This is a genomic window from Tenacibaculum sp. L6 (assembly GCF_028823685.1).
Lineage (GTDB): Bacteria > Bacteroidota > Bacteroidia > Flavobacteriales > Flavobacteriaceae > Polaribacter.
On record NZ_JAPEHZ010000021.1, the window covers coordinates 1 to 23,811 of the forward strand.

Genomic DNA, 23,811 nt, shown 5'->3' on the forward strand with positions numbered 1-23,811 from the left:
GCTTTTTGATTTTATAATACTTTACAACTTATATTGCTCTGATAATGTCGTATTTAGTGACAATGTGATACTTCCCATTTTCTAAATCAACCAATACAGCTTGACTATCTTTATCTATTAATTTAGATACTTCTTCTATTGAAGCCGATTTTTTAACTATAGGATATGCTTTACCCATAACTTCTTTAATAGGCTTGTCTGCTACATTTTTATCTTCTAAATAACTATGTAACAAAGCAGATTCATCAACAGAACCTACAAATCCATTTACATCTCTTACAGGAATCTGTGATATTTTAAATGCACGCATTCTCTCAATTGCATGTGCAACCAACTCTTCTGTTTGAACAGTTACTAACGGTTTTTCGATATAATCTTTAATTAAATCTTCTGCAGTTGTAATTTCTTCTTCTAAGAAACCTCTATCACGCATCCAATCGTCATTAAACATTTTACCTACATAACGACTTCCATGATCGTGAAACAACACAACTACTACATCATCTGGTTTAAATTCGTCTTTTAACTGTAACAATCCTTTAATTGCTGAACCTGCAGAGTTTCCAACAAAAATACCTTCTTCTTTCGCTATCTTACGTGTATAAACAGCCGCATCTTTGTCGGTTACTTTTGTAAACCCATCAATTAAAGAAAAATCAACGTTCTTAGGTAAAATATCTTCTCCAATTCCTTCAGTAATGTAAGGATAGATTTCATTTTCATCAAAAATACCTGTTTCGTGATATTTTTTAAATACAGATCCATATGTATCTACTCCCCAAATTTTAATATTTGGATTCTTTTCTTTTAAAAATTTAGCAGTACCCGAAACTGTTCCTCCTGTTCCTACTCCAACAACAAAATGTGTGATTTTACCATCAGTTTGTTCCCAAATTTCTGGTCCTGTTTGCTCGTAATGCGCTTGCGCATTTGATGGATTGTCATATTGGTTCACATACCAAGAATTAGGAGTTTCTTCACCTAAACGCTTAGAAACCGAATAGTATGAACGAGGATCATCTGGTTCTACATTCGTAGGACAAACAACTACCTCTGCTCCTACTGCACGCAGAATATCCATTTTTTCTTTTGACTGCTTGTCTGAAATTACAAAAATACACTTGTACCCTTTTACAATAGCAGCCAAAGCTAACCCCATTCCTGTATTTCCTGAAGTACCTTCAATAATGGTACCTCCTGGTTTTAAACGACCATCTGCTTCAGCATCTTCAATCATTTTTAATGCCATACGGTCTTTTACAGAGTTTCCTGGGTTAAACGTTTCTACTTTAGCTAACACCAAAGCATCAACTTCTTTTGTTACAGAGTTTAATTGAACTAAAGGTGTGTTACCAATAGTTTCTAATATATTTTTTGCGTACTTCATATCTTGTAATTGTTATGCAAAACTAAGCAAATCGAATGGATTTTGAAGGGCGGATTTTGGTTATGATATATGAAGGTACAATCAACATTAAAAAGCATAATGCTAGCGTACCTATATTTAACAATAAAATCGCTAATAAATTAATATCTACAGGTACCGTAGAGACATAATAGGTTTCAGGATCTAAGCTTATTAATTTTGTGTACTTCTGAATTAAAAGAAGACTCAATCCGATAAGATTTCCCCAGAACAATCCTTTTAAAATTAAATACGAAGCATTGTATAAAAATATTTTTCTGATGCTCCAATTTACACTTCCTAAGGCTTTTAAAATCCCAACCATTTGTACACGTTCTAAGATAAGAACCAACAATGCTGTTACCATGTTTATTCCTGCAACTAACACCATAATTCCGATAATAAACCATACGTTGTTATCTAATAACTTTAACCATTCAAAAATTGCAGGATAATTATCAACAATAGTAATACTGTTTAACGTTGCTCCTATACTTGAATATACTTCGTCTCCTTTTTGTCTTAACTCATCGTAATCATCAATCAACACCTCAAAACCTCCTACTTGATTTTCCTCCCAACGAATAATCTGTTGCACTTCTCTTAAATCACCCAACACCATGATTTTATCAAACTGCTCAAAACCTGTATTGTAAATTCCAACAATTACGGGTTTTCTTCTTTTGAATTTTACTTGGCTATTTTCCGCACCAAACCATGTTTGAATCGTGTCGTTTAGTTTAAAGTTTAATCGATTAGCGATTGATTCTGAAATTAAAATTTCTCTATTTCTTTCTTGATTGAAGTTAGGCAAGCGACCTTCAACCAAACATTCTTTGAAAAAAGTAAAATCATAATCGGCTGAAACTCCTTTCAATATTATTCCTTCAAAATCGGACGGAGTTCTTATGATTCCTCCCACATTGGCAAAAGGTTGCACTTTTTTTATTCCATCAATATTTTTAAACTCTGGATAGAACTCTTGATTAATATCAATCGGAACTGTAGAAACATCCGAATTGTTATTATCGTAATTTACAATTTGAATATGACCTTTAAATCCGGTCATTTTATCGCGAACCTTGTTCTGAAAACCTGAGGTTATTGATACCGCAATCAGCATAATTGCCACTCCAAGTGCAATAGCAATGGTTGCAATGGTTATGATAGGTGATGAAATACTGCTTTTATACTGTTTTCCAGCAATGATTCGTTTTGCTATAAATAGTTCGAAATTCAAATGTTTTCTTTTTTACAAAACCAAAAGTAACTAATTCTTACGGAAAGAAAGAGAAGAATACTTAGGTTTTAATTCTTTAACTTTTATTATTCTTAAAAAATAGAAATCTGTACCTTTATCTTTTAATTTTTTATAGATGAAGCTTTCTTTTAATTCCGTTTTTTCCCTTTTTTTAGTATTCAGTTTTCAACTTACTTCTTGTGCGCAACCGCAAAAAAAATCACCCACTAAAGAAGTAGCTAAACAAGAAGAACCAAAAACTATTAAAACGGGTGCTGATAGAACCACAGCCTATCTTCCTCTTTTAAAAAATAAAAACATTGCTATTGTAGCCAATCAAACCTCGGTTTTACAAGTGTTACAACGAGCTGAAGTTGCTCCAAATATCATGGGGTCTAAAATGGTACAACATCACTTAGTTGATTATTTACATAATTACGAAGGAATTAACGTGCAAAAAGTATTTGCTCCTGAGCACGGTTTTAGAGGAAAAGCGGATGCTGGTGAAGCCATAGCTGATGGAAAAGATGTAAAAACAGGGATTCCGATTATTTCTTTATACGGAAAAAATAAAAAACCTTCACCAGAACAATTGAATGGAATTGATGTTGTTGTTTTTGACATTCAAGATGTAGGCGCACGTTTTTACACCTATATTTCCACATTACATTATGTGATGGAAGCTTGTGCCGAGGCAAATATTCCTGTGATTTTATTGGATAGACCAAATCCGAACGGACATTATATTGACGGTCCCATGTTAGAGCCTGAACATACAAGTTTTGTAGGGATGCATCCTGTTCCTGTTGTTTATGGTATGACGATTGGTGAGTACGGACAAATGATTAACGGAGAAAAATGGTTGGCTAATGAAGCGAAATGCGATTTAACAGTAATTCCTTTAGAAAATTACACACATCAATCAACCTATAGTTTACCCATAAAACCGTCGCCTAATTTACCGAATGATGTTTCTATTAACTTATACCCTAGTTTGTGCTTTTTTGAAGGAACAAACGTTTCTGCTGGTAGAGGAACTGACAAACAGTTTCAAATTTACGGTTCACCATATTTAGAAAAAACTGGTTTTAGTTTTACTCCGCAACCGAATGAGGGAGCAAAACACCCAAAATATAAAGGAGAACTATGTTTTGGAGAAGATTTAAGCACTCACAACCGTTTAGCTAACTTAGATCTTAGTTGGTTGAAAAAAGCGCACGAACAGTCTCCTAAAAAAGATTTTTTCAATGCTTTTTTCACCAAATTAGCAGGAACTAAAAAACTACAAGAACAAATTGAACAAGGGCTTTCTGAAGAAGAAATTAAAGCAAGTTGGCAACAAGGTTTAAATGACTTTAAAAAAGTACGTGAGCAGTATTTGTTGTATGAGTAATTTAACTTAATGAAAAATTAAATTCGATATCTAAAACATCATCATTGAAATGATGGGTGCCTTAATCATTTTAACTGTATTAATGAACAGAATTCTAATTTTAATATTCTTATTTTTTTCTATAAGTTTTGGATTTACTCAAAACCAAAAATTACTCTCGAAAAAATTAGTCGATATATCAAAAACACCAATTTGGAATAAGATTTCTCAGAACAATGAATTAAAAACAAATTTTAAGCATTTAAAAAAACTGAATTTCTATTTCATTACTTATCAAAGTGACAACTCAAAAGTTAAAGGTTTATTAATCGAACCTAAAAATCAAGGAAAATATCCAGTTGTGATTTTTAATCGTGGTGGAAACAGACACTTTGGAAAATTAACGCTAGCGACAATGATAATATATACCTCAAAATTAGCTGAACAAGGTTATGTAATTATTGGCAGTAATTATCGAAAAAAAGATGAATTTGGAGGAGCGGAAATTAATGACGTGTTAAATTTAACTAAAATAATAAAAGACATTAAAAAAGCTGACTCGGATTGTATTGGAATGTTTGGTTGGTCGAGAGGTGGAATAATGACCTATTTGGCTCTTCAAAAATCAGACAAAATAAAAACAGCAGTGGTTGGGAATGGACCTACCGATTTATTTGGTTTAATTTCCGATAGACCAGAAATGGAATCAAAAGTTATAGCAGAATGTGTACCAAATTATTCAGAAAATAAAGAATCTGAATTAAAAAAACGTTCTGTAATTTATTGGGCAGACGAATTAGATAAAAATAGTAGTCTTTTAATTTTGTGTGGAAATAATGATAAAAGAGTAAACCCTGAACAAGCCGATAGAATTGCAGAAAAAACTAATAAAAATTAAATATGACTTTGAATTAAAAAAGTTTGATACAGATCATTACTTTTCAGAATATAAATCGGAATTGAACGAGATAATAATAGAGTGGTTTGATAAACGATTAAAGAAATAAAATACGGGTATTAATAATCTATATCTTTTACTACAAGTTTATATAGTTAGCCTCTATAAAAACCCCTGCTCTTTCATCCACTTATTAGAATAAATTTTGTTCATATAACGAGAACCGTGATCTGGTAAAATTACTACCACTACACTATTTTCATCAAAAAATCCGTTATCTGCGTATTGCTGTGTAGCTTGTAAAGCTGCTCCTGAAGTATATCCAGCAAAAATTCCTTCAGCTTTTACTAATTCTCTCGCTTTTAAAGCAGCTTCTTTATCTGATACTTTTTCGTACACATCTACTACATCAAAATCGGTGGAAGTAGGAATTAAGTTCTTACCTAATCCTTCAATTTTATAAGGGCTGATTTCATTGGCGTCAAACTCACCGGTTTCGTGGTATTTTTTAATCACAGAACCCATGGCATCAACTCCTAAAATTTGAATATCAGGATTCTGTTCTTTTAAATAGCGTGCAGTTCCAGAAATTGTACCTCCTGTCCCGCTTGCTGCAACTACGTGGGTTACTTTTCCTTCGGTTTGTTCCCAAATTTCTGGTCCCGTACTCTTATAATGTGCTTCAATATTTAGTTCATTAAAATACTGATTGATATAAATAGACCCTGGATTTTCTCTATGCAATCTTTTAGCTACTTCGTAATACGAACGAGGATCGTCAGGAGTAACATTTGCAGGACAAACATGTACTTCTGCTCCCATAGACTTTAACATGTCTATTTTGTCTTGAGAAGACTTATCACTCACTGCCAAAATACATCGATATCCTTTTACAATACTAATCATTGCTAATGAAAACCCTGTGTTACCAGATGTTGTTTCAACAATAATATCTCCTTCTTTTACGATTCCTTTTTGTTCTGCTGTTTCTATGATATGCAATGCAATTCTATCTTTAGCAGAGTGACCTGGATTAAAAGCTTCAACTTTTGCATAGTAAGTACCCGGTAAATCTTGGGTAATTCGATGCAGTTGAATCATGGGGGTTTGACCTACTAAATCTATTATTGAATTGGTTATACCTTGATGTCTTTTCATTATGTTTTATAAATAAGAAAAAGTGTCATTACGAAAAACGGACACGAAAAATCTGTTGAGATTGTTCGTTGCTTTCGCAATGACACTTACACTCAATCGAGCGCAAAAATATAATTATTTTTTTAACTTACCTTCTAACATTAAAAAGAACGTGTATTCTTCTGCAGTTTCTTTTAAAGCATCAAACCTTCCAGATGCTCCTCCGTGACCTGCTTCCATGTTTGTATGTAAGAATAATAAATTATTATCCGTTTTTAACTCACGTAGTTTAGCTACCCATTTTGCTGGCTCCCAGTATTGTACTTGGCTATCATGCAAACCTGTAGTTACTAACATATTTGGATATGCCTTTGCTTCAACTTGATCGTATGGAGAATACGATTTGATATAATCGTAATATTCTTTATTGTTAGGATTCCCCCACTCATCATACTCACCTGTTGTTAATGGAATACTATCATCTAACATCGTAGAAATTACATCTACAAACGGTACTGCAGCAATTATTCCGTTATATAACTCTGGATTCATGTTTATAACAGCTCCCATTAATAAACCTCCAGCAGAACCTCCCATAGCATATAAATGCTCTGGTGATGTATAACCGTTATCTATTAAATATTTAGAACAATCGATAAAATCGGTAAAGGTGTTTTTCTTGTTCAACATTTTACCATCTTCGTACCATTCACGTCCTAAATACTGACTTCCTCTAATATGCGCTAATGCATATACAAATCCACGATCTAATAAACTTAAACGTGTTGTTGAGAATCCGTCATTAATTGTATATCCGTAAGAACCATATGCATATTGTAAAATTGGCGTGTTTTTATCAAGCTTGGTATCTTTATGGTGTACAATTGATAACGCTACTTTTTTACCATCACGAGCAGGTACCCAAATACGCTTACTTACGTAATTGTTCTTATCAAACTTTCCTCCTAAAACTTCTTGTTCTTTTTTAATTTCTTTTGATTTGTCTTTCATATTGAAATCAATCACAGAACTTGGAGTTGTCATTGAGTTATATGAATAACGGATTACCTCAGTATCAAATTCTGGATTTCCATATACACCTGCTGAATAGGTTTCTTCATCAAAAGGTAAGTAGTAATCTTCTGTTCCATCCCATCTTTTGATACGGATTTTATTCAATCCATCATTTCTTTCCTCTAAAACTAAATAATCTTTAAAAATTGAAAAATCTTCAAATAAAGTGTCATCTCTATGAGGAATTACATCTACCCAGTTTTCTTTTCCTGGTTTATCTACAGGAGTTTTCATTAACTTAAAGTTAGTCGCTCCATCTTTATTTGTTTTGATGTAAAAATGATCTCCATAATGTGCTACGTCATATTCTAAATCTCGCTCACGAGGTTGAATAATACGTAATTCTCCATCAGGGTTATTAGCGTCTAATACATGGTACTCTGTAGAAACTGTACTATACGAACCTATTATGATATAATCCTTAGATTTTGACTTGGTAACAAAAGCTCCGAACGTATCATCTTTTTCCTCATATACTAATTCATCTAAAGATGCATCAGAACCCAACGTATGTTTATAAATTTTTGAAGAACGTAATGTTACAGGATCTTTTTTAGCATAAAACAACGTTTTATTATCATTTGCCCATACAGAACCTCCAGTCGTGTTTTCGATGATATCTTTATAAATATCTCCTGTTTCAAGGTTTTTTATTCTGATAAAATACTGACGACGGCTTACTGTATCTGTAGCAAAAGCTATCATTTTATTATCTGGAGACACATTCAATCCTCCTAACTGAAAATAATCATACCCTTTAGCTTCATCATTCACATTAAACATGATTTCTTCCTCAGCCTCTAAAGTTTCTTTTTTACGGCTATGAATTGGGTACTGTTGCCCTTTTTCGTAACGAGTAATATAAAAATACCCATCTTTTTTATACGGAACAGACTCGTCGTGCTCATTTCTTGAAACAACTCTTCTTGAAACTCTTTCGTTTCTTTCGTCATTTCATCATAATAAGTATTCTCTGCGTTTAGGTAATCGTATACTTTTTGAGTTTGTTCATCTTTAACCTCAGCATTTTTTTGCTCGTCGGTTAAACGCATCCAAAAATAATCATCAGTACGAACATCTCCATGTTTCTCTAACTTTGTCGGTTGTTTTTCAGCAACTGGAGCTTTGATATCTTTCTTCATTTCTTGCTTTTTACAAGACGCAAAAATAAGACTAAATGCCAAAGCTGGTAGCATTAATTTTTTCATTTTTAAAGTTGGTTTATATTTCTTGTGAAAATACTATTTTTGTTGTTAAGTAAATCATAAAAATAAAAGGATTATGTTCGGAGATATTTCTGGAATGATGGGTAAATTAAAAGAAGCCCAACAAAAAGTAGAAGAAACTAAAAAACGTTTAGATACCGTTTTAATTGATGAAAGTATTGCTGATGGAAATGTAAAAGTTACCGTAACGGCAAATAGAGAAATAAAAGCTATTACTGTTGACGAATCTTTATTAGAAGATAAAGAAGAGCTAGAAGATTACTTAATTTTAGCTTTAAACAAAGCGTTAAAGCGTGCTGGTGAAATTAACGAACAAGAATTAGCAATTGCTGCAAAAAGCGGTATGCCAAACATTCCTGGAATGGATAAGTTTAAATAATAGGCTATGTTTTTACAATTAGAAGATTATATGCTACCCTGCTTAAACAAACAGTTCTTTGGAATGGATTGTTTAGGCTGCGGCATACAACGTGCGTTAAGCTTAGTTTTTCATGGGGAATTTATAGCGGCTTTTAAAATGTACCCCGCTATATACACCTTACTAGCCTTAGCGTTTGTAGTTGCTATTAACTTCTTTTATAAAGTAAAATACGCTCAAAAAATAATCAGTATATTGGCTATCGTTAACATAGCCATTATTGTGATTAGCTATGTAATAAAAATGAATCAAATAATTTAAACTTTAGAAAAACTATGGAAAAACAATTCAACCCTACTGTTATTTACGTATTATCAATCATCAGTTTTTTATGTTGCTGTTTTGCTGGGTTAGGTATTGTATTAGCTTTACCAGCTTTTATTATGGCTAACGGTAAACTAAAAGAAGCTGAAGCTAACCCTGAGCAATATAATGCTGCTACAATAAAATCTATAAAAACAGCTAAAACGGTTGCTATGATTGCTTTAATATTAAATGCAATTTATTTATCAATGACTATTTACAGAGTTGCTACAACAGATTGGGATGTTCTTATGGAAGAATACAATAGACAATTAGAGCAATATCAATAATATCTCACAAAAAAAGCGACCATTTGGTCGCTTTTTTTATATCATTCCTTTTGCTTTAAACTCAAGGTACTTATTTATAACATTAACTGATAAATGCTGCGGCTTGGTTAAAATAGCATGTATTGCATTTTTCTCTAATTCTTTTATCATCAAACGTTTTTCGTATGCGTATTTCTCAGCAATCGTTTTGTGGTACACACTTTGTAAATCTTCTGCATTTTCTTTAATTAACGTATCTAACTCTGTGTTTTCAAAGAAAACAGTTACCAATAGATGTTTTTTAGCAATCACCTTTAAGTAAGGTAATTGACGTTTTAAAGCTGAAATATGCTCAAAATTCGTATATAAAATCAGTAAGCTTCGCTGATTTATTTTCCTTTTAATATTAGCATACAATAATGCATAATTAGCATCTGAAAAGTCTGTAGTTATATTATATAACTCTTCATTAATGACTGATAAATTTGTTTTCTTACTACTCGCTGCAACTATTTTCTCTACATTTTTAGAAAACGTTAGCATTCCTGCTTTGTCATTTTTTAATAAAGCAATATTTGAAAACGCTAAGGTTGAATTTATCGCATAGTCTAATAATTTCAATCCTTCAAAAGGCATTTTCATAACACGCCCTAAATCAATCATCGAATAAATAGGCTGCGATTTTTCATCTTGGTATTGATTCACCATCAAATCCCCTCTCTTTGCTGTGGCTTTCCAATTTATCGTACGTATATCATCTCCTGGAATATAATTTTTGATCTGCTCAAACTCCATAGTATGTCCAATACGTCTGATTTTCTTCATACCAAACTCAGTTAAGTTATTGTGCATTGCCAAAAACTCGTACTTTTTCATTTGCACGTAAGACGGATATACTTTTACACTCTCCTCTGCAGAAAATGTATAACGTTTAGAAAACACTTGTAAAATAGAGGACACAAACACATTTACTCTTCCAAAGTTATATTCTCCTCTTTCAACAGGTCTAACACTGTAGGTATAAGTTGATTTCTCTCCAGGCTTCAAAGACATTGCATGCTCAAAATCTCTTTTTTGAAATTGTGCTGGCAACTCATCAATCAATGAAATAAAAACTTGAAACGGATAGTTGTTTTCAAGTGTAATCGCTATTTCATTATCATCCGAATTTGACAGTTTTTCTGATACTATTCTCTTTGCTGAAAATCCGTTTTTAAATCGATATAAAATGATTAGATCGATACACATCGCTATAACAAACAACCATACTAACATCCATGCTAAAGAATACAGCACAGGAATCCAAAACGACACTAAAAACAATGCCGAAACCACGCTGATGTAAACAAAAAAGCGGTTGTGTATGTATAACGATTTAAAGAATGGAATCACTACCTAGGAACTTCAACAGATTGTACAATCATTTCAATTACTTTGTCAGGAGTCATTCCTTCCATTTCGCGTTCTGGAGTTAACATGATTCTATGACGCAATACCGGATAAATACTCTTCTTCACGTCTTCTGGTATTACAAAATCACGTCCGTTAATCGCTGCAAAAGCTTTAGAAGCCATCAATACCGCAATACTTGCTCTTGGCGAACCTCCTAAAAATAAATGCGCGTTGTTACGTGTATTAGAAATTAACTGAGCAATGTATTTAATAATCTTTTCCTCTACTAATACCTCAAAAACCTTACTTCTGTATTCTAACAATTCTGACTCAGTTAACACAGCTTCCACCTTAGTTTGTGGTAACGCCCCTTTACGATCGTTATGAGCAGTAATAATTTGTATTTCTTCATCTAAACTTGGATACCCAACATTTATTTTGAATAAGAAACGGTCTAATTGCGCTTCTGGTAAAGCATAGGTTCCCTCCTGCTCTATTGGGTTTTGTGTTGCCAACACCATAAATGGCGGATTCATTGTGTAACGCTCACCATCCATCGTAATTTGTTTTTCTTCCATCACCTCAAACAATGCCGCTTGTGTTTTAGCTGGCGCTCTGTTGATTTCATCAATCAATACAATATTGGAAAAAATCGGCCCTTTTTTAAACTCAAAATCAGAAGTTTTCATGTTTAAAACCGAAGTTCCTAACACATCCGAAGGCATTAAGTCTGGTGTAAACTGGATTCGGCTAAAATCCGTTGCAATTGTTTTAGCCAATAATTTTGCAGTTACTGTTTTAGCTACCCCTGGAACTCCTTCAATTAGCACATGACCATCAGCTAATAAAGAAACTAATAACAGCTCCATAAACTCCTCTTGCCCTACAATTACTTTTCCTAACTGCTCTTTAATCTTAACAACAGCTTCTTTTAATTTTGACAAGTCAACTCTGCTTGTAAACAACTCATTTGTTGTTTCTACTGAATTATTTTCTGTATCCATATTAACTATTTTTATATGCTTTAAAATCTTCAATAGCTTTGTTTAAGGCTATCAAATCATCTTCGGTTATGTTTGATTTTGATTGTATTTGTTTTATTTTCTGGAACAACTCTTTTACATTTTCTTCAGAATTCCCACTTCTATTAGCTACATTTTTATAAAAACTCTCATCTATCTTTAGAGTTGATAGCCTGTATTTAACTCTTATATACTCTAAAAAATAGTTGATTTTATGCTCAGCTATATTTTTATGGTCTGACTTTTCATAATACATATTTGCTATGGTACGCGTAAAAGCCAACGTTTGATTTTTTAACGGTGTAATTACAGGGATTAATCGCTGATTTCGCTTTCCTTTAAAAATAATAAAAAACAATACGCCTATCAACGCTATATAATATGCCCATTTTAACGGTGGGGTTGATAAAATATAGTGCATCGGTGAAGTAATACTACTTTTTCCTGTTTTATAATAAGCATCCCACAAAACAGCACTTTCACCCCCATTTATAGTACTTGCATTAGCTCCTTTTTTTTGAGGAGTACTTATATAGGATAATACATTTGCTACATACTCATAATTGTTGTTTAACAACATGTTGTAGTTGGTAAAAGCCTGTGGAAAAGTATGCAAATAGAAATTTCCTTTTCCGTGTTTTACTTTGATGTAATTTGGCTTTTTGCTGATGATAGAATCGTTTTCATTTCTTACCACTAACTCACCTAAAACAGTAGTGTTCAGGGTATCTACTTCGGAAAAATAGAATTTAGAAAAATCCCTATCAAAATGATATTCTGTTTCACCAAAAATTGGGTTACTCATTTTTTGATACGCTTTTTCTTCAAAAGCTGATGTTGTTAAAATACTCGTTTCTGTTTGTAACGTATCAATATGTACTCCGTTTGTAGCTATAAAAACATTGTTTCCTCTTTTTACAAACTTAAGCAGTTCAGAAAACTCATCTTCACCAAAATTCAATGCATTATCAACAAAAAAATAAGTTCCCTTATTGGTTGAATCTTTTAAAAAAGTATACGGATTTTGATGAATGTCTTTTACTTTTTTCTTCGGAAATAAACTTGGCATTTCTTTATGCAACACATACGTACCATAAGGAATCTTATGCTTAGCAGCATAACTTGGATACCAATTGATTTCTTTAGGCTTTACAGACTCGATATATATAATACCAAGCAGTATAAACACCAATAAACCAATGTATATTTTAAGTTTCTTATCCAAATTAGTAAATTTTAGCTAGGGTATTTTTAAACTTACTTTCTGCTTGCATGAATTTTTCTTTATCGATTGAAAACTCTCCGTACCATACATAATCATACAAATAGGTTAACTTTTTAAAATCACCGTGTAATTGTTGTTTAGATGCCAACTCCTTTATATAATCTTCATTTGTTTTTTCTTGTTGCCAAGAAATAAACTCTTTGTCTGATAAGTTTTTCAGTAGTAATAAATAGTAATAACGTACTGCTAATTGATAGTTTCCTTCATCAATAGCTTGTTCTATTAACTTTGGTAAATCTTTTTCTTTTATCAATTCTTCTTCTTCCGAAAGATGTACGATAGGTTTTACTCTTTTACCATCAATAATATTACTTGCATTTACTTTTAAAAAGAATTTAATAATGAAGAAAAGTACGAGTCCTGCTATTACGTAAGGTAAAATCTTTAAAACAACACGTAAAAATCCTACTGCTGGTGTAATATCATCAAAAACGTACGAGAGTATTTTTATAACAGTTCGCTTTATCCAGTCCCATAATTTCTCTAGAATGGTAGGTTCTCTTTTTTCTACAACATATATAAACTCGTCTTTTTGTTTGTACTCTTCTATTTTTTGAGCATCAAACTTCTTTTGCTCAATAATAGTATCATCATACTGAATCACTGTTTTTCCCTCCTGAGAAAAAACTGCGATTGAGCAAATAAAAAACGTTATGTAAAAAAGAAACTGTTTCAAAAGATTATTGTCCTAAGCTATCAATTATTTCAATAGTTCCTGTTAAATTTTTTTTCTCGTTAACATCAAAGTATAAAAACACGTTAGTGATTAATGTTATTGAGTAAAACATTAGTTGACCTGCTATTGAAACAACATTTAAAATTAAGTAAATAGGATCACTAAAAAACCCAAAAACTTCTGTTGGATCATCACTTCCCATGCTTAATCCCATTTTTGCAAATTGATAAATCATTGCTGGTATTTGGAATACATATCCTAGAACACTTACTAAAATAGACACCACGAAAACTACTCCGAAAACTTCCCAGAAATACCCACTAATAAAGTTAAAACATTTACCTACCGCTCCTGAAGCTGTTTCATTTTGAAAAACCAATATTGAAGCTCCTAAAGATAATGCTGGCCAAGTATAAAATACTGGTAATACACATAACATGGCACTTGCAAACAATATCAATCCTGCTAAAATACCAAAACCTGTAAACGACCAAAATTTTGCTTTTGTGTTGGTTACAACTTCTTCTTGATTCACTACTCCTTTGTTATCTATATAAGATTTAATATAGTACATACCCGCTAAGTTTATAAAAACAATAGCTACTAAATAAGCTATCATCATAATAAACACCGATCCTATCATACCAATGGCAGCACTTGCGTCTTCAGTAATTATTGATGACATAGACATCATATAATAAATCATAGAAGCTACAGCTACAACTATTGGTATTGCAGCTACTTTTAAAATAGATAAAAAGAATTGTTTTCCTTCTAATCTGATAAATTTAAAAGCATCTGAAATAATACTTCCTAAATCTCTTTCTCTTTTAAACTCGATGTATTCTTTATTCATGTGTTAGTTGATTTTTATAAACTTTAATTGGATATATAACGTAGTAAAATATAATTAATGCTAGCGAAGTTCCTATGATTAGAATAGCTAACCAATCGGGCATTTCAGTATGACGAGTGACAAACCCTTCTAAAAAACCTGCTACAATAAAAAACGGAACGGTACTTACCATAATTTTCAATCCGTCTTTCATTCCTCTTTTAAACGACTCTAATCGCGAATAGGTTTTAGGAAATAATATACTATTCCCCAACACCAAACCTGCACAACCTGCAATTACAATTACTGATATTTCTACGGTTCCGTGAATCCAAATAGTTCTTGAAGATTCCCAAAACAAACCTTTTTCGTAAAAGAAATACAAAAACGATCCTAACATAATTCCGTTTTGCATCATTATATATAAAGTTCCTACCGAAAACAGTATTCCTAATACAAAGGCATACATAGCAACTCGTATATTATTCATAGTAATTCCTACAAACATATTAATTTCATTTGCATCTTTGTAAACAGCCATAGGATCTCCCTTTTCAATATTTTCTAAGGTCATATTCACATAACTATCTCCTAAAATAAGACGTACAAAATCGGTATCAGTCGCTGCTGAAAATACTCCGCATATGGTAAAAAAAGCAAAAACGATAAAAGCAACAAACAGTTCTTTTTGATAACTATAAAACATCAAAGGAAACTCAGTTTTAAAAAAACTGGCAAATCTATTCTTACTTTCTTTTTTTGTTTTATAGATTTTTTGATGCGCAGCAGAAGCAATAGAATTTAGATATACAACCGTATTTCCGTTAGGATAAAACGTTTTGGCATAACTTAAATCATCTGTCAACTCCACATATAAATCTGATAATTTATCTGGAGAAATAATTGTTTTTTGATACAATGCATCTTCAAAAAGCTGCCACTTTTCTTTGTTTTTATTTACAAAAGCAGCTTCTCTCATCTACTCAAAAAATTAAAGTGTATTTGTTGAGAAGTTTCCTTAATCATAGAATATTTTTATCTTCGCTAAACTAAAAAAAGTTGTAGAAATATCAATAAAAAAATTGAAAAACTAATTCATGGATAAATTTCAAATAGAAACTGCTCAGAACATTGCTATTAGCCAAAATGTGGCACATGTTACCACTCGTATTGGTTCATACCTAATTGATGCTTTATTTATTTTCGGATATTATATCATCATTGCCATTATTATAGGAATGTTAGATATTCCTTTTAGTATGGAATACCTGAGCTTATATATGCTACTTGGATTACCTATATTTTTTTACAGCTTGATTTTTGAAATTTTAATGAACGGACAAACACCTGGAAAATATTTCAATCAAACAAGAGTGGTAAAGTTAGACGGTTCTAAACCTACTTTTGGAAGCTATTTAATTCGTTGGTTATTGCGAGTTGTAGATTTCACATTGGCAAGTGGTTCGGTTGCTGTACTAACCATTTTACTAAATGGAAAAGGGCAACGTTTAGGTGACATTGCTGCAGGAACTACTGTAATATCTGAAAAGAAAAGAATTACTTTAAAAGACACCATTGCTAGTGATGTAGTTGACAATTACACTCCTACCTACTCGCAAGTTACGTTGTTAACTGATAACGATATTCACACTATCTCAAACGTATATAAAGACGCCATGAGAAAAAGAAATCATAAAGTGATTTTAAAACTGCATGCGAAAATTATCGAACTCACAGGAATTTCTTCTGAACAAAAACCAGCAGAATTTGTAAACACTGTGATTAAAGATTATCATTATTACGCGCGTCAATAATTTTTCAACATTTATTTTACTGAAAACAAACCTACTATCCTCTTCCTTATTTTTTTCGTTAATAAAAAGCTGATAGAAACTATTTTTCACGGCGTTGAATACACTATTTTCGTAACCTTTCTTATTGAAAAAATTACAATTCTAGGGTACGAGAAAAACTATGAACAACGAGAAAAACTGGCTTCAATATTATAAAAACAGCTTATCTGACAGTGAAAATTTAGCTATCGACATTAGTAAAATAAAAAACCTTTTTCATCAAAAAACTTCCGATTTAAGTAACGCACTCATCAACTCTAAACAAGCAAGTCAACTGCTAGATGTTGAAGAACGTAGAATTAATCGATTAAAAGGAATAACTAAAAAAGACAACCCTAAGTGGCATAAGGTAGAAGAAACTAAAATATTAATAGCTCCTTTTCATTTAGTATATCAAACAGATAATACAAAATTTAAACAACGTACTATTCATCCGTTTTGGATTAGTGCTATTGTTAATCGTTCAGGAAATTTATCAACCCCTAAAGATGCTTTTCCTTTAATTGTTCGCAATTACCTCACTCCTATTGCCGATGTAAAAAATGATTTCATTTTTTCTTCTATCGATACCGTTTTAGATGCAAAAGAATTAGCATCTCCCGATTTTGAAAATGAAGAAGAAACTGTTCCTTGGGATGAGTACTGGAACTACATTAATGACATTTTTACTTCCATAACACATAGCAACCTATACCGCTACCAAGTTGATAAGTACACCACGAAATATGAGTTGACCTATTTTGCGTTAAGCTCAAAAATTTCTACCGCAAAAAGCATTCTTTTTCTATATGAAAACTTATTGAAAAATACAGAAGAACTTCCTGTTTTGTCAAAAATTATCAATCCGTATACAAGAGAACGTAAAATAGCCATTACTGATCATGATTTCTTAAATTATAACCATTTGCATTTAGGGCAGATGTCTAACGAGTTCCCTTTATCTGTCAGTCAACGTAAAACATTGTTGTCGTATTTGGTAGCTGAAGAAAATGCAGTTACTGCAGTAAACGGACCTCCTGGAACTGGTAAAACCACCCTTTTACAAAGTTTAGTTGCCACCGAATTTGTAAGAGCTGCTATTGAGGGAGAAGAAGCTCCTATCATTCTCGCTTGCTCTAACAACAATCAAGCTGTAACCAATATTATTGATAGTTTTATCAATTCTGAAAGTTCTATGGAAGGACTATCTGACCGTTGGATTCCTGATTTTAATGGATATGCAACCTATCTTCCATCCAACTCAAAGAGTGAGAAAAACTTAGCCGACATTAATTTTTTAAAAGGAAATTTATTCGGACATGAAGGTACCTTGTGTAATTTAGAAGATGAAAAATATGTTTCTGAAGCAGAGTATTACTTTCTTACCAATTATTGTCATTACTTCCATACAGAAACAAACTCGCTAGAAGATGTATGCTATCATTTACAGGAGGAAATCATAGCTATTCAGAATATTTTAGCGGATGGTGTTGAGTTTTCAAGCAATTATATTAACTCAATAAACAACATCAACAACATACTTGCACGCGAAGAAGATTATATTCAAAAAAATACGTTTGAAATCTCTAAACTACAAGAATGGAGAACCATTTTAAACGATTTAAAATCTGCTTCAAAAGATGTAGACTTTATTGATAAAGTGAAACATTATTGTGTTTCAGAGTCACAAATTTCAACTTCTAACAATTCTTCTGAATATATTTTTAAAGTTGACACCACTGTTCTTTCAGATAATAAAAAAGCGATTGCTTTTATCAAAGAAAGTATTGCTCATATGAATTTGTTACTTCAGTCTAATTTAAAACTGAAAAACTGGAAGTATGAAAATGACATTCAAGGGTTCCCTTTTGTTTCCGAAGAAGAAATGTGGGATAATGAATATGAGAAACTCAAATCAAACGATGCCTCACAACGCTTCTTTTACGATGAGTTAGACATTAATTTACGTCATAAAGCTTTTTTGTTGGCAACTCACTATTGGGAGGCTAGATGGTTACTTGAGACCAAAGAAATGCTAGAACATGATACCGAAAAAGGAACTGGTGAAAATGCTATAAAAGCAAGATGGAAACGAAGAGCAATGCTAACTCCTTGTTTTGTGGCTACTTTTTATATGGCTCCTAGCCATTTTTTATACAGTCAGTTTCAAGGAGAAAATGAAAACGGAAAACCTATTTTCGAATACTTACCGCTGTACAACTTTTTAGATTTATTAATTATTGACGAAGCAGGTCAGGTAACTCCAGAAGTTAGTATTCCTGTGTTCTCTTTAGCTCAAAAAGCTTTTGTGATAGGCGATTTAAAACAAATTGAACCTATTTGGTCTATTCCTAAAAAAATTGACCAAGGAAATCTAACAAGCTTAAATATTATTGAAAATCAAAACGATGAATATCTAGAAGATTTAGGTTTTTTAGCTTCTAGCGGAAGTATCATGAGAATGGCACAAAACGCCTGCGAATTTGAAACTCCACTACCTAACAACAACGAACAAGGATTGGTTTTGCTAGAACACAGACGTTGTAATGATGAAATTATTAGCTTTTGTAACGAACTAGCGTATGACGGTATTTTAAAACCAATGAAAGGAAAAGCTAAAGAAGACCAAGCATTTCCATCAATGATGGCATATCATATCGAAGGGGTTAGCGAGCGTAAGTATAACAGTCGTTGCAATATTACCGAAGTAAAAGCCATCGTATCTTGGTTACAACAAAACAAAGAAACTATTCAGGAGGCCTATGATGTAACTTCTATTGAAAGTGTATTAGGTATTATCACGCCTTTTGCAAGTCAAAAAGGTGAATTATCAAAAGCATTAACCGATGCTGGTTATAAAGTAAATGACATTAAACTAGGTACCGTGCACGCTTTACAAGGAGCAGAACGAAACATCATTTTGTTCAGTTCTGTATATTCCAATGAAGATGAAGGTACTTTGTTTTTTGAAAAAGATAATAAACCTAACATGCTAAATGTGGCAGTTTCTAGAGCTAAGGAAAGCTTTATTTTGTTTGGAGATACCCGAATTTTTGATGAAACTAAAAACACACCCTCCGGAATCTTAAAAAAGCATTTAAATATTTATGAAATGGTAAATTAGGTATAAAAAAAGGAGCAATAAATTGCTCCTTTTTTTATCTATTCATTTTTTGAGTTTACTTTTTAAACTCAGAAATTGTGTTTTTAATTATAGAAATACAATCTCTTAATTGCTCTTCGTTCATTACTAATGGCGGTGCAAAACGGATAATGTTTCCGTGTGTTGGTTTTGCTAACAATCCGTTATCACGTAATTTCATACAAATATCCCAAGCAGTTGAGCTATCTTCTGTATCGTTAATTACAACAGCATTTAACAATCCTTTACCACGAACTAACGTCACTAAGTCATTCTCCTTAGCAAATTCAGCTAATTCTTCTCTAAAGATTTTACCTAAACGTTCAGCATTCTCAGCTAACTTTTCATCTTTAACTACCTCTAAAGCTGCAATTGCTACTGCTGCTGCTACTGGATTTCCTCCAAAAGTAGAACCATGGTTACCAGGTCTGATAACATTCATAATGCTATCGTTTGCTAATACTGCGGATACTGGATACGCTCCTCCACTTAATGCTTTTCCTAAAATTAAAATATCTGGTTGTACATTTTCGTGGTTTACTGCTAATAATTTTCCTGTACGTGCTATTCCTGTTTGAACTTCATCAGCAATAAATAATACATTGTGCTTTTCACATAAAGCTTTAGCAGCTGCTAAATATCCTTCAGAAGGCACATATACTCCAGCTTCCCCTTGAATTGGTTCAGCCATAAAACCAGCAATATTATCGTTATTTTCTAACGCTTCTTCTAAAGCTTGTAAGTTATCGTACTCAATTTTGATAAATCCGTCAGTAAACGGACCAAAGTTCTTACGAGCTACAGGATCGTTTGAAAAAGAAATAATTGTAGTTGTTCTTCCGTGGAAGTTATTTTTACATACAATTATTTGTGCCTCATTTTCATTGATTCCTTTTACTTCGTATGCCCATTTTCTACAAATCTTTAAAGCAGTTTCAACAGCTTCAGCACCTGTATTCATTGGTAATAATTTATCAAATCCGAAGTACTCAGTTGCAAATTTTTCATATTTACCTAACATATCGTTATAAAATGCACGAGAAGTTAAGGTTAAAGTTTGCGCTTGATTCACCATTGCTCCTACAATTTTAGGGTGACAATGTCCTTGATTTACTGCAGAGTAAGCCGATAAAAAATCGTAGTATTTTTTTCCTTCAACATCCCACACATACACTCCTTCTCCTTTACTTAATACTACAGGTAATGGGTGATAGTTATGCGCTCCGTATTTGTTTTCTAAGTCGATCGCTTGTTGCGAAGTTAATTGGTCTAAAACAGCCATTTTTCTTAATTTTTTTAAATTTATAAAATAACCATTCCTTATCTACCTTTATCCTTTCGAAAAAGAAGTTTCGAAAATTCAGCGTGGGAAAGAAATCATCCCTAACTACAAAATTATCAAATTTAAGTGACTTTATTCAGGTTTAGTGTGTCTAAAAAACAAAACAGCTTAACTTTTTTGTAATAAACAATAAAAGCAAGGTTAAATAGTTTTTTTATCTTTAAGGAAATTAACTAAATATCATTTTATGAAAAGAATCCTTTTTTTATTACTGCTTTCTGCAGCTGTAATTGGATGTAAATCAACATCTGTAACCAACACAAAACTAGACAACAAAACCGAGCGAATGCTAAAAGGTAACTGGATAATTACTTCGGTTAACTTTCCTGGATCAGAGTACTTAAAAGTAAACTCATTCAATTTAGAAGATTCTAGCTGTTTTATTGGTAGTAACTGGAGTTTTGTTTCAAACAATAACAAAGGAGAAATGAGTTTAAACAATCCTAGTACCGATTGTAAAGATTTTAACTCTCCAATTACTTGGTATGTGAATAAAGATGGAAACTTTGTATTAAAAATCATCAATAATCACAAAGCTAAAGACGTTAATACTGGATATACTTTAGGCTTACGAAACGTTACTGAAACTAGTTTTGATTTAATTGACAAAGTTAACGTTGCAGGACAAGTAAAAGACATTACATATTCATTTCAAAGACAATAATTAATAAAAAGCATTATGAAAAAATCAATCATTTATAGTTTATCTATTTTATTTTTAGTAGGTAGTATTTTCACTTCTTGCAAATCTATCCAGAATGCTAACAACACTCAAAAAGGAGCTGTTATTGGTACTACGGCTGGAGCTGTAATAGGTGCTGTGATAGGTAACAATGTAGGTAGCGGAAACAACTCTGAACTTGGTGCCATTTTAGGTGGTGTTGTTGGTGGAGTTGCTGGTGGTGTAATCGGTAACCAAATGGACAAACAAGCTCGTGAAATTGAAGAAGCTTTACCTGGTGCAGAAGTAGAAAGAGTTGGTGAAGGTATTAAACTTACACTAGGAGAAAATGCGGTGCGTTTCGATACTAACAAAGCTAGTTTAACTTCAACAGCTAAAGCGAATTTAGACAAGTTAGTTCCTGTTTTTAAAGACTATCAAAACACAGATATTGTAATTTACGGATATACAGATAGCACTGGTGCTGTTGAGTACAACCAAACACTTTCTGAAAAAAGAGCTAATTCTGTAAAAAATTATTTAGCTAGCAAAGGATTAAACAACAGCCGTTTTGAAACCAAAGGTTTAGGTGTTAACGACCCTATCGCTACTAACGAAACTGCTGAAGGTAGAAGTAAAAACAGACGTGTTGAATTTGCAATCGTTGCTAACGAACAAATGATTCAAGAAGCTAAAAAAGAAGCTGGTCAATAATCAAAAACCACGCAAAAACAATCTAAAAAGGCTACTCTAAATGAGTAGTCTTTTTTTTATCATCAAACCATAACTTTTCCTAATTTTGCATACCATAAATTTTAGTAGAAAATGCCAAGAAGAGAGCGAAATAAGTTTGTAAAAAGAGGACAAATCATTGAGATTTTAATTGAAGATTATGCCTTCGGCGGAAAAGGAATTGGAAGAATACGTTCTGAGGAAGGTGTTTTCGTGGTTTTTGTGCCAAATACATTACCAGGACAATTGGTAAAAGCACGTGTAGAAAAATCTAAAAAGAAATATGCAGAATGTAAATTAATTGATGTTTTACAACACTCAAAAGACGAAGTTGAAGTCCCGTATCAAGACATCCCTGGAGCTCCATACATACAATTACCTATCGAATTACAACATCAATACAAACAAGAAAGTACGTTGTCTTTATTCAAGCGTATTGGTAAAGTTGAAAATATAGAAGACTTATTTGATGAATTTATTTCTTCTCCTAATGTATTCCACTACCGAAATAAAATGGAATATGGATTCTCTGCCATTGGTTACGATCGTGAAAACAAAACCGACATTGATGAGTTTACCCTAGGATTCAAACGTCGTGGTGTTTGGTGGATGGGAGATAATTTAGAGAAAGACTCAGGGCTGTTTGACAAACAAGTTGAAGATAACATCAAAAACATTAGAGAATACTGTAAAAAAACAGGACTACAACCTTGGCACGGACCTAAAAAAGAAGGTTTTTTCAGGTATTTTGTAGTGAGAAAATCATACAAAACCAATGAATTATTATTCAATTTGGTTACCACTTCAAACGGTTTATCTAAATTTGATTTACAAGATTTTGCTAATTATTTGGTTGAATTATTCGGAGAGAGAGTCGCTGGTTTATTGCATACTATAAATGATGAAACTGGTGATAGAACTATCGCAACTTCTGGAAGTATCAAATTGGTATACGGAAAAGATAAAATTGTAGAAGAATTACTAGGCTTAAACTTTGAAATTAGCATGAAAAGCTTCTTTCAAACCAACCCTAAATCTGCCGAAAAACTATATACCAAAGTGGTTGATTACGCGTTAGAAAACAAAGAAGCTGTAGACAACACGGTGGTAATGGATTTATTCTGCGGTACTGGAACCATCGGGCAAATTATCGCTTCAAAAGCAAATAACACTAAAATTGTTGGAGTAGATATCGTAGCATCTGCAATTGAAGATGCTAAGAAAAATGCTGAACGAAATAACATTGAAGGATTACAATTTTATGCTGCTGATGTAGGAAAGTTCTTAAACGAACATCCACAATATAAAAACAAAATCAGAACCATTATTTTAGATCCAGCTCGTGCAGGAATTGCTCCTAAAACGCTTAAGAAAATCATAAACTTAAATGCAGATAGAATGGTTTACGTATCTTGTAACCCAGCAACGCAAGCTCGTGATACGGAAGAGTTGATCAATAACGGATATCAATTAAAAAAGATTAGTTTAGTAGATCAGTTTCCACATACATCACATATAGAAACGATTGTTTTATTTGAAAAATAAAAATT

At 32.4% G+C, this 23,811-nt stretch carries 20 protein-coding genes and 1 pseudogene; 10 read left to right on the top strand and 11 right to left on the bottom strand.

The annotated features are described in order from the left end of the window. Positions 1 to 28: 28 nt before the first annotated feature. Complete coding sequence (locus OU788_RS05920; RefSeq protein ID WP_274634303.1) at positions 29 to 1,387, bottom strand: pyridoxal-phosphate dependent enzyme; 1,359 nt, start codon at positions 1,385 to 1,387, stop codon at positions 29 to 31. 22 nt (positions 1,388 to 1,409) lie between these two features. Beyond that, entirely contained in the window at positions 1,410 to 2,645 is a 1,236-nt protein-coding gene (locus OU788_RS05925; protein ID WP_274634304.1) for an ABC transporter permease, read from the bottom strand. A gap of 136 nt (positions 2,646 to 2,781) precedes the next feature. Here OU788_RS05925 and OU788_RS05930 point away from each other — a divergent pair, with 136 nt between their 5' ends. Further along, complete coding sequence (locus tag OU788_RS05930) at positions 2,782 to 4,038, top strand: exo-beta-N-acetylmuramidase NamZ family protein (protein ID WP_274634305.1); 1,257 nt, start codon at positions 2,782 to 2,784, stop codon at positions 4,036 to 4,038. Positions 4,039 to 4,087: 49 nt separating this feature from the next. Next, positions 4,088 to 4,915 carry an alpha/beta hydrolase family protein gene (locus tag OU788_RS05935; RefSeq protein WP_274634306.1) on the top strand — a complete coding sequence of 276 codons (828 nt, stop codon included), beginning with the start codon at positions 4,088 to 4,090 and terminating at the stop codon, positions 4,913 to 4,915. A gap of 162 nt (positions 4,916 to 5,077) precedes the next feature. Here OU788_RS05935 and OU788_RS05940 read toward each other — a convergent pair whose 3' ends face one another. Both OU788_RS05940 and OU788_RS05945 read right to left on the bottom strand, forming a co-directional pair. Beyond that, entirely contained in the window at positions 5,078 to 6,073 is a 996-nt protein-coding gene (locus OU788_RS05940; protein ID WP_274634307.1) for a PLP-dependent cysteine synthase family protein, read from the bottom strand. 114 nt (positions 6,074 to 6,187) lie between these two features. Further along, positions 6,188 to 8,268 (bottom strand): annotated as a pseudogene (locus tag OU788_RS05945) (S9 family peptidase). A 139-nt stretch (positions 8,269 to 8,407) separates the two neighbouring features. Between OU788_RS05945 and OU788_RS05950 the strand changes: the two are divergent. Genes OU788_RS05950 through OU788_RS05960 form a run of 3 tightly spaced genes read left to right on the top strand, consistent with a single transcriptional unit; the run spans position 8,408 to position 9,363 of the window. Next, entirely contained in the window at positions 8,408 to 8,731 is a 324-nt protein-coding gene (locus OU788_RS05950) for a YbaB/EbfC family nucleoid-associated protein (RefSeq protein WP_274634308.1), read from the top strand. Positions 8,732 to 8,737: 6 nt separating this feature from the next. Then, positions 8,738 to 9,031: a DUF2752 domain-containing protein gene (locus OU788_RS05955; RefSeq protein ID WP_028892546.1), complete on the top strand. Its 294-nt coding sequence runs from the start codon at positions 8,738 to 8,740 to the stop codon at positions 9,029 to 9,031. A gap of 14 nt (positions 9,032 to 9,045) precedes the next feature. Continuing rightward, a complete protein-coding gene (locus tag OU788_RS05960; protein ID WP_274634309.1) occupies positions 9,046 to 9,363 on the top strand; it encodes a CCC motif membrane protein in 318 nt (105 codons plus the stop codon). 36 nt (positions 9,364 to 9,399) lie between these two features. On the opposite strand, the gene OU788_RS05965 is transcribed toward OU788_RS05960, so the two are convergent. From OU788_RS05965 to OU788_RS05990, 6 genes are all read right to left on the bottom strand, one after another. Further along, positions 9,400 to 10,731 carry a DUF58 domain-containing protein gene (locus tag OU788_RS05965; RefSeq protein WP_274634332.1) on the bottom strand — a complete coding sequence of 444 codons (1,332 nt, stop codon included), beginning with the start codon at positions 10,729 to 10,731 and terminating at the stop codon, positions 9,400 to 9,402. A 2-nt stretch (positions 10,732 to 10,733) separates the two neighbouring features. Beyond that, a complete protein-coding gene (locus OU788_RS05970; RefSeq protein ID WP_274634310.1) occupies positions 10,734 to 11,738 on the bottom strand; it encodes an AAA family ATPase in 1,005 nt (334 codons plus the stop codon). 1 nt (position 11,739) lies between these two features. Further along, the gene (locus OU788_RS05975) at positions 11,740 to 12,981 is read right to left on the bottom strand and encodes a DUF4350 domain-containing protein (RefSeq protein ID WP_274634311.1); all 1,242 of its coding nucleotides are present in this window, start codon (positions 12,979 to 12,981) and stop codon (positions 11,740 to 11,742) included. 1 nt (position 12,982) lies between these two features. Beyond that, positions 12,983 to 13,645: a DUF4129 domain-containing protein gene (locus OU788_RS05980; RefSeq protein ID WP_274634312.1), complete on the bottom strand. Its 663-nt coding sequence runs from the start codon at positions 13,643 to 13,645 to the stop codon at positions 12,983 to 12,985. Between the two features lie 76 nt (positions 13,646 to 13,721). Next, complete coding sequence (locus OU788_RS05985; RefSeq protein WP_274634313.1) at positions 13,722 to 14,573, bottom strand: hypothetical protein; 852 nt, start codon at positions 14,571 to 14,573, stop codon at positions 13,722 to 13,724. Next, positions 14,566 to 15,531 (bottom strand): stage II sporulation protein M, encoded by a 966-nt coding sequence (locus OU788_RS05990; RefSeq protein WP_274634314.1) that lies wholly within the window; start codon positions 15,529 to 15,531, stop codon positions 14,566 to 14,568. The genes OU788_RS05985 and OU788_RS05990 overlap by 8 nt, the downstream gene beginning before the upstream one ends. A gap of 118 nt (positions 15,532 to 15,649) precedes the next feature. Between OU788_RS05990 and OU788_RS05995 the strand changes: the two genes are divergently transcribed. Both OU788_RS05995 and OU788_RS06000 read left to right on the top strand, forming a co-directional pair. Beyond that, on the top strand, positions 15,650 to 16,366 hold the full coding sequence (locus OU788_RS05995; protein WP_274634315.1) for an RDD family protein: 717 nt from the start codon (positions 15,650 to 15,652) through the stop codon (positions 16,364 to 16,366). Positions 16,367 to 16,526: 160 nt separating this feature from the next. Then, the gene (locus OU788_RS06000) at positions 16,527 to 19,508 is read left to right on the top strand and encodes a DEAD/DEAH box helicase (RefSeq protein ID WP_274634316.1); all 2,982 of its coding nucleotides are present in this window, start codon (positions 16,527 to 16,529) and stop codon (positions 19,506 to 19,508) included. A gap of 55 nt (positions 19,509 to 19,563) precedes the next feature. Here OU788_RS06000 and rocD read toward each other — a convergent pair whose 3' ends face one another. Then, positions 19,564 to 20,808, bottom strand: coding sequence for an ornithine--oxo-acid transaminase (gene rocD, locus OU788_RS06005; protein ID WP_274634317.1), 1,245 nt, complete (start codon positions 20,806 to 20,808; stop codon positions 19,564 to 19,566). A 247-nt stretch (positions 20,809 to 21,055) separates the two neighbouring features. Between rocD and OU788_RS06010 the strand changes: the two genes are divergently transcribed. From OU788_RS06010 to rlmD, 3 genes are all read left to right on the top strand, one after another. Beyond that, on the top strand, positions 21,056 to 21,532 hold the full coding sequence (locus OU788_RS06010; protein ID WP_274634318.1) for a lipocalin family protein: 477 nt from the start codon (positions 21,056 to 21,058) through the stop codon (positions 21,530 to 21,532). Positions 21,533 to 21,547: 15 nt separating this feature from the next. Then, complete coding sequence (locus tag OU788_RS06015; protein ID WP_274634319.1) at positions 21,548 to 22,243, top strand: OmpA family protein; 696 nt, start codon at positions 21,548 to 21,550, stop codon at positions 22,241 to 22,243. A gap of 111 nt (positions 22,244 to 22,354) precedes the next feature. Beyond that, complete coding sequence (gene rlmD / locus OU788_RS06020; RefSeq protein ID WP_274634320.1) at positions 22,355 to 23,806, top strand: 23S rRNA (uracil(1939)-C(5))-methyltransferase RlmD; 1,452 nt, start codon at positions 22,355 to 22,357, stop codon at positions 23,804 to 23,806. Positions 23,807 to 23,811 lie beyond the last annotated feature (5 nt).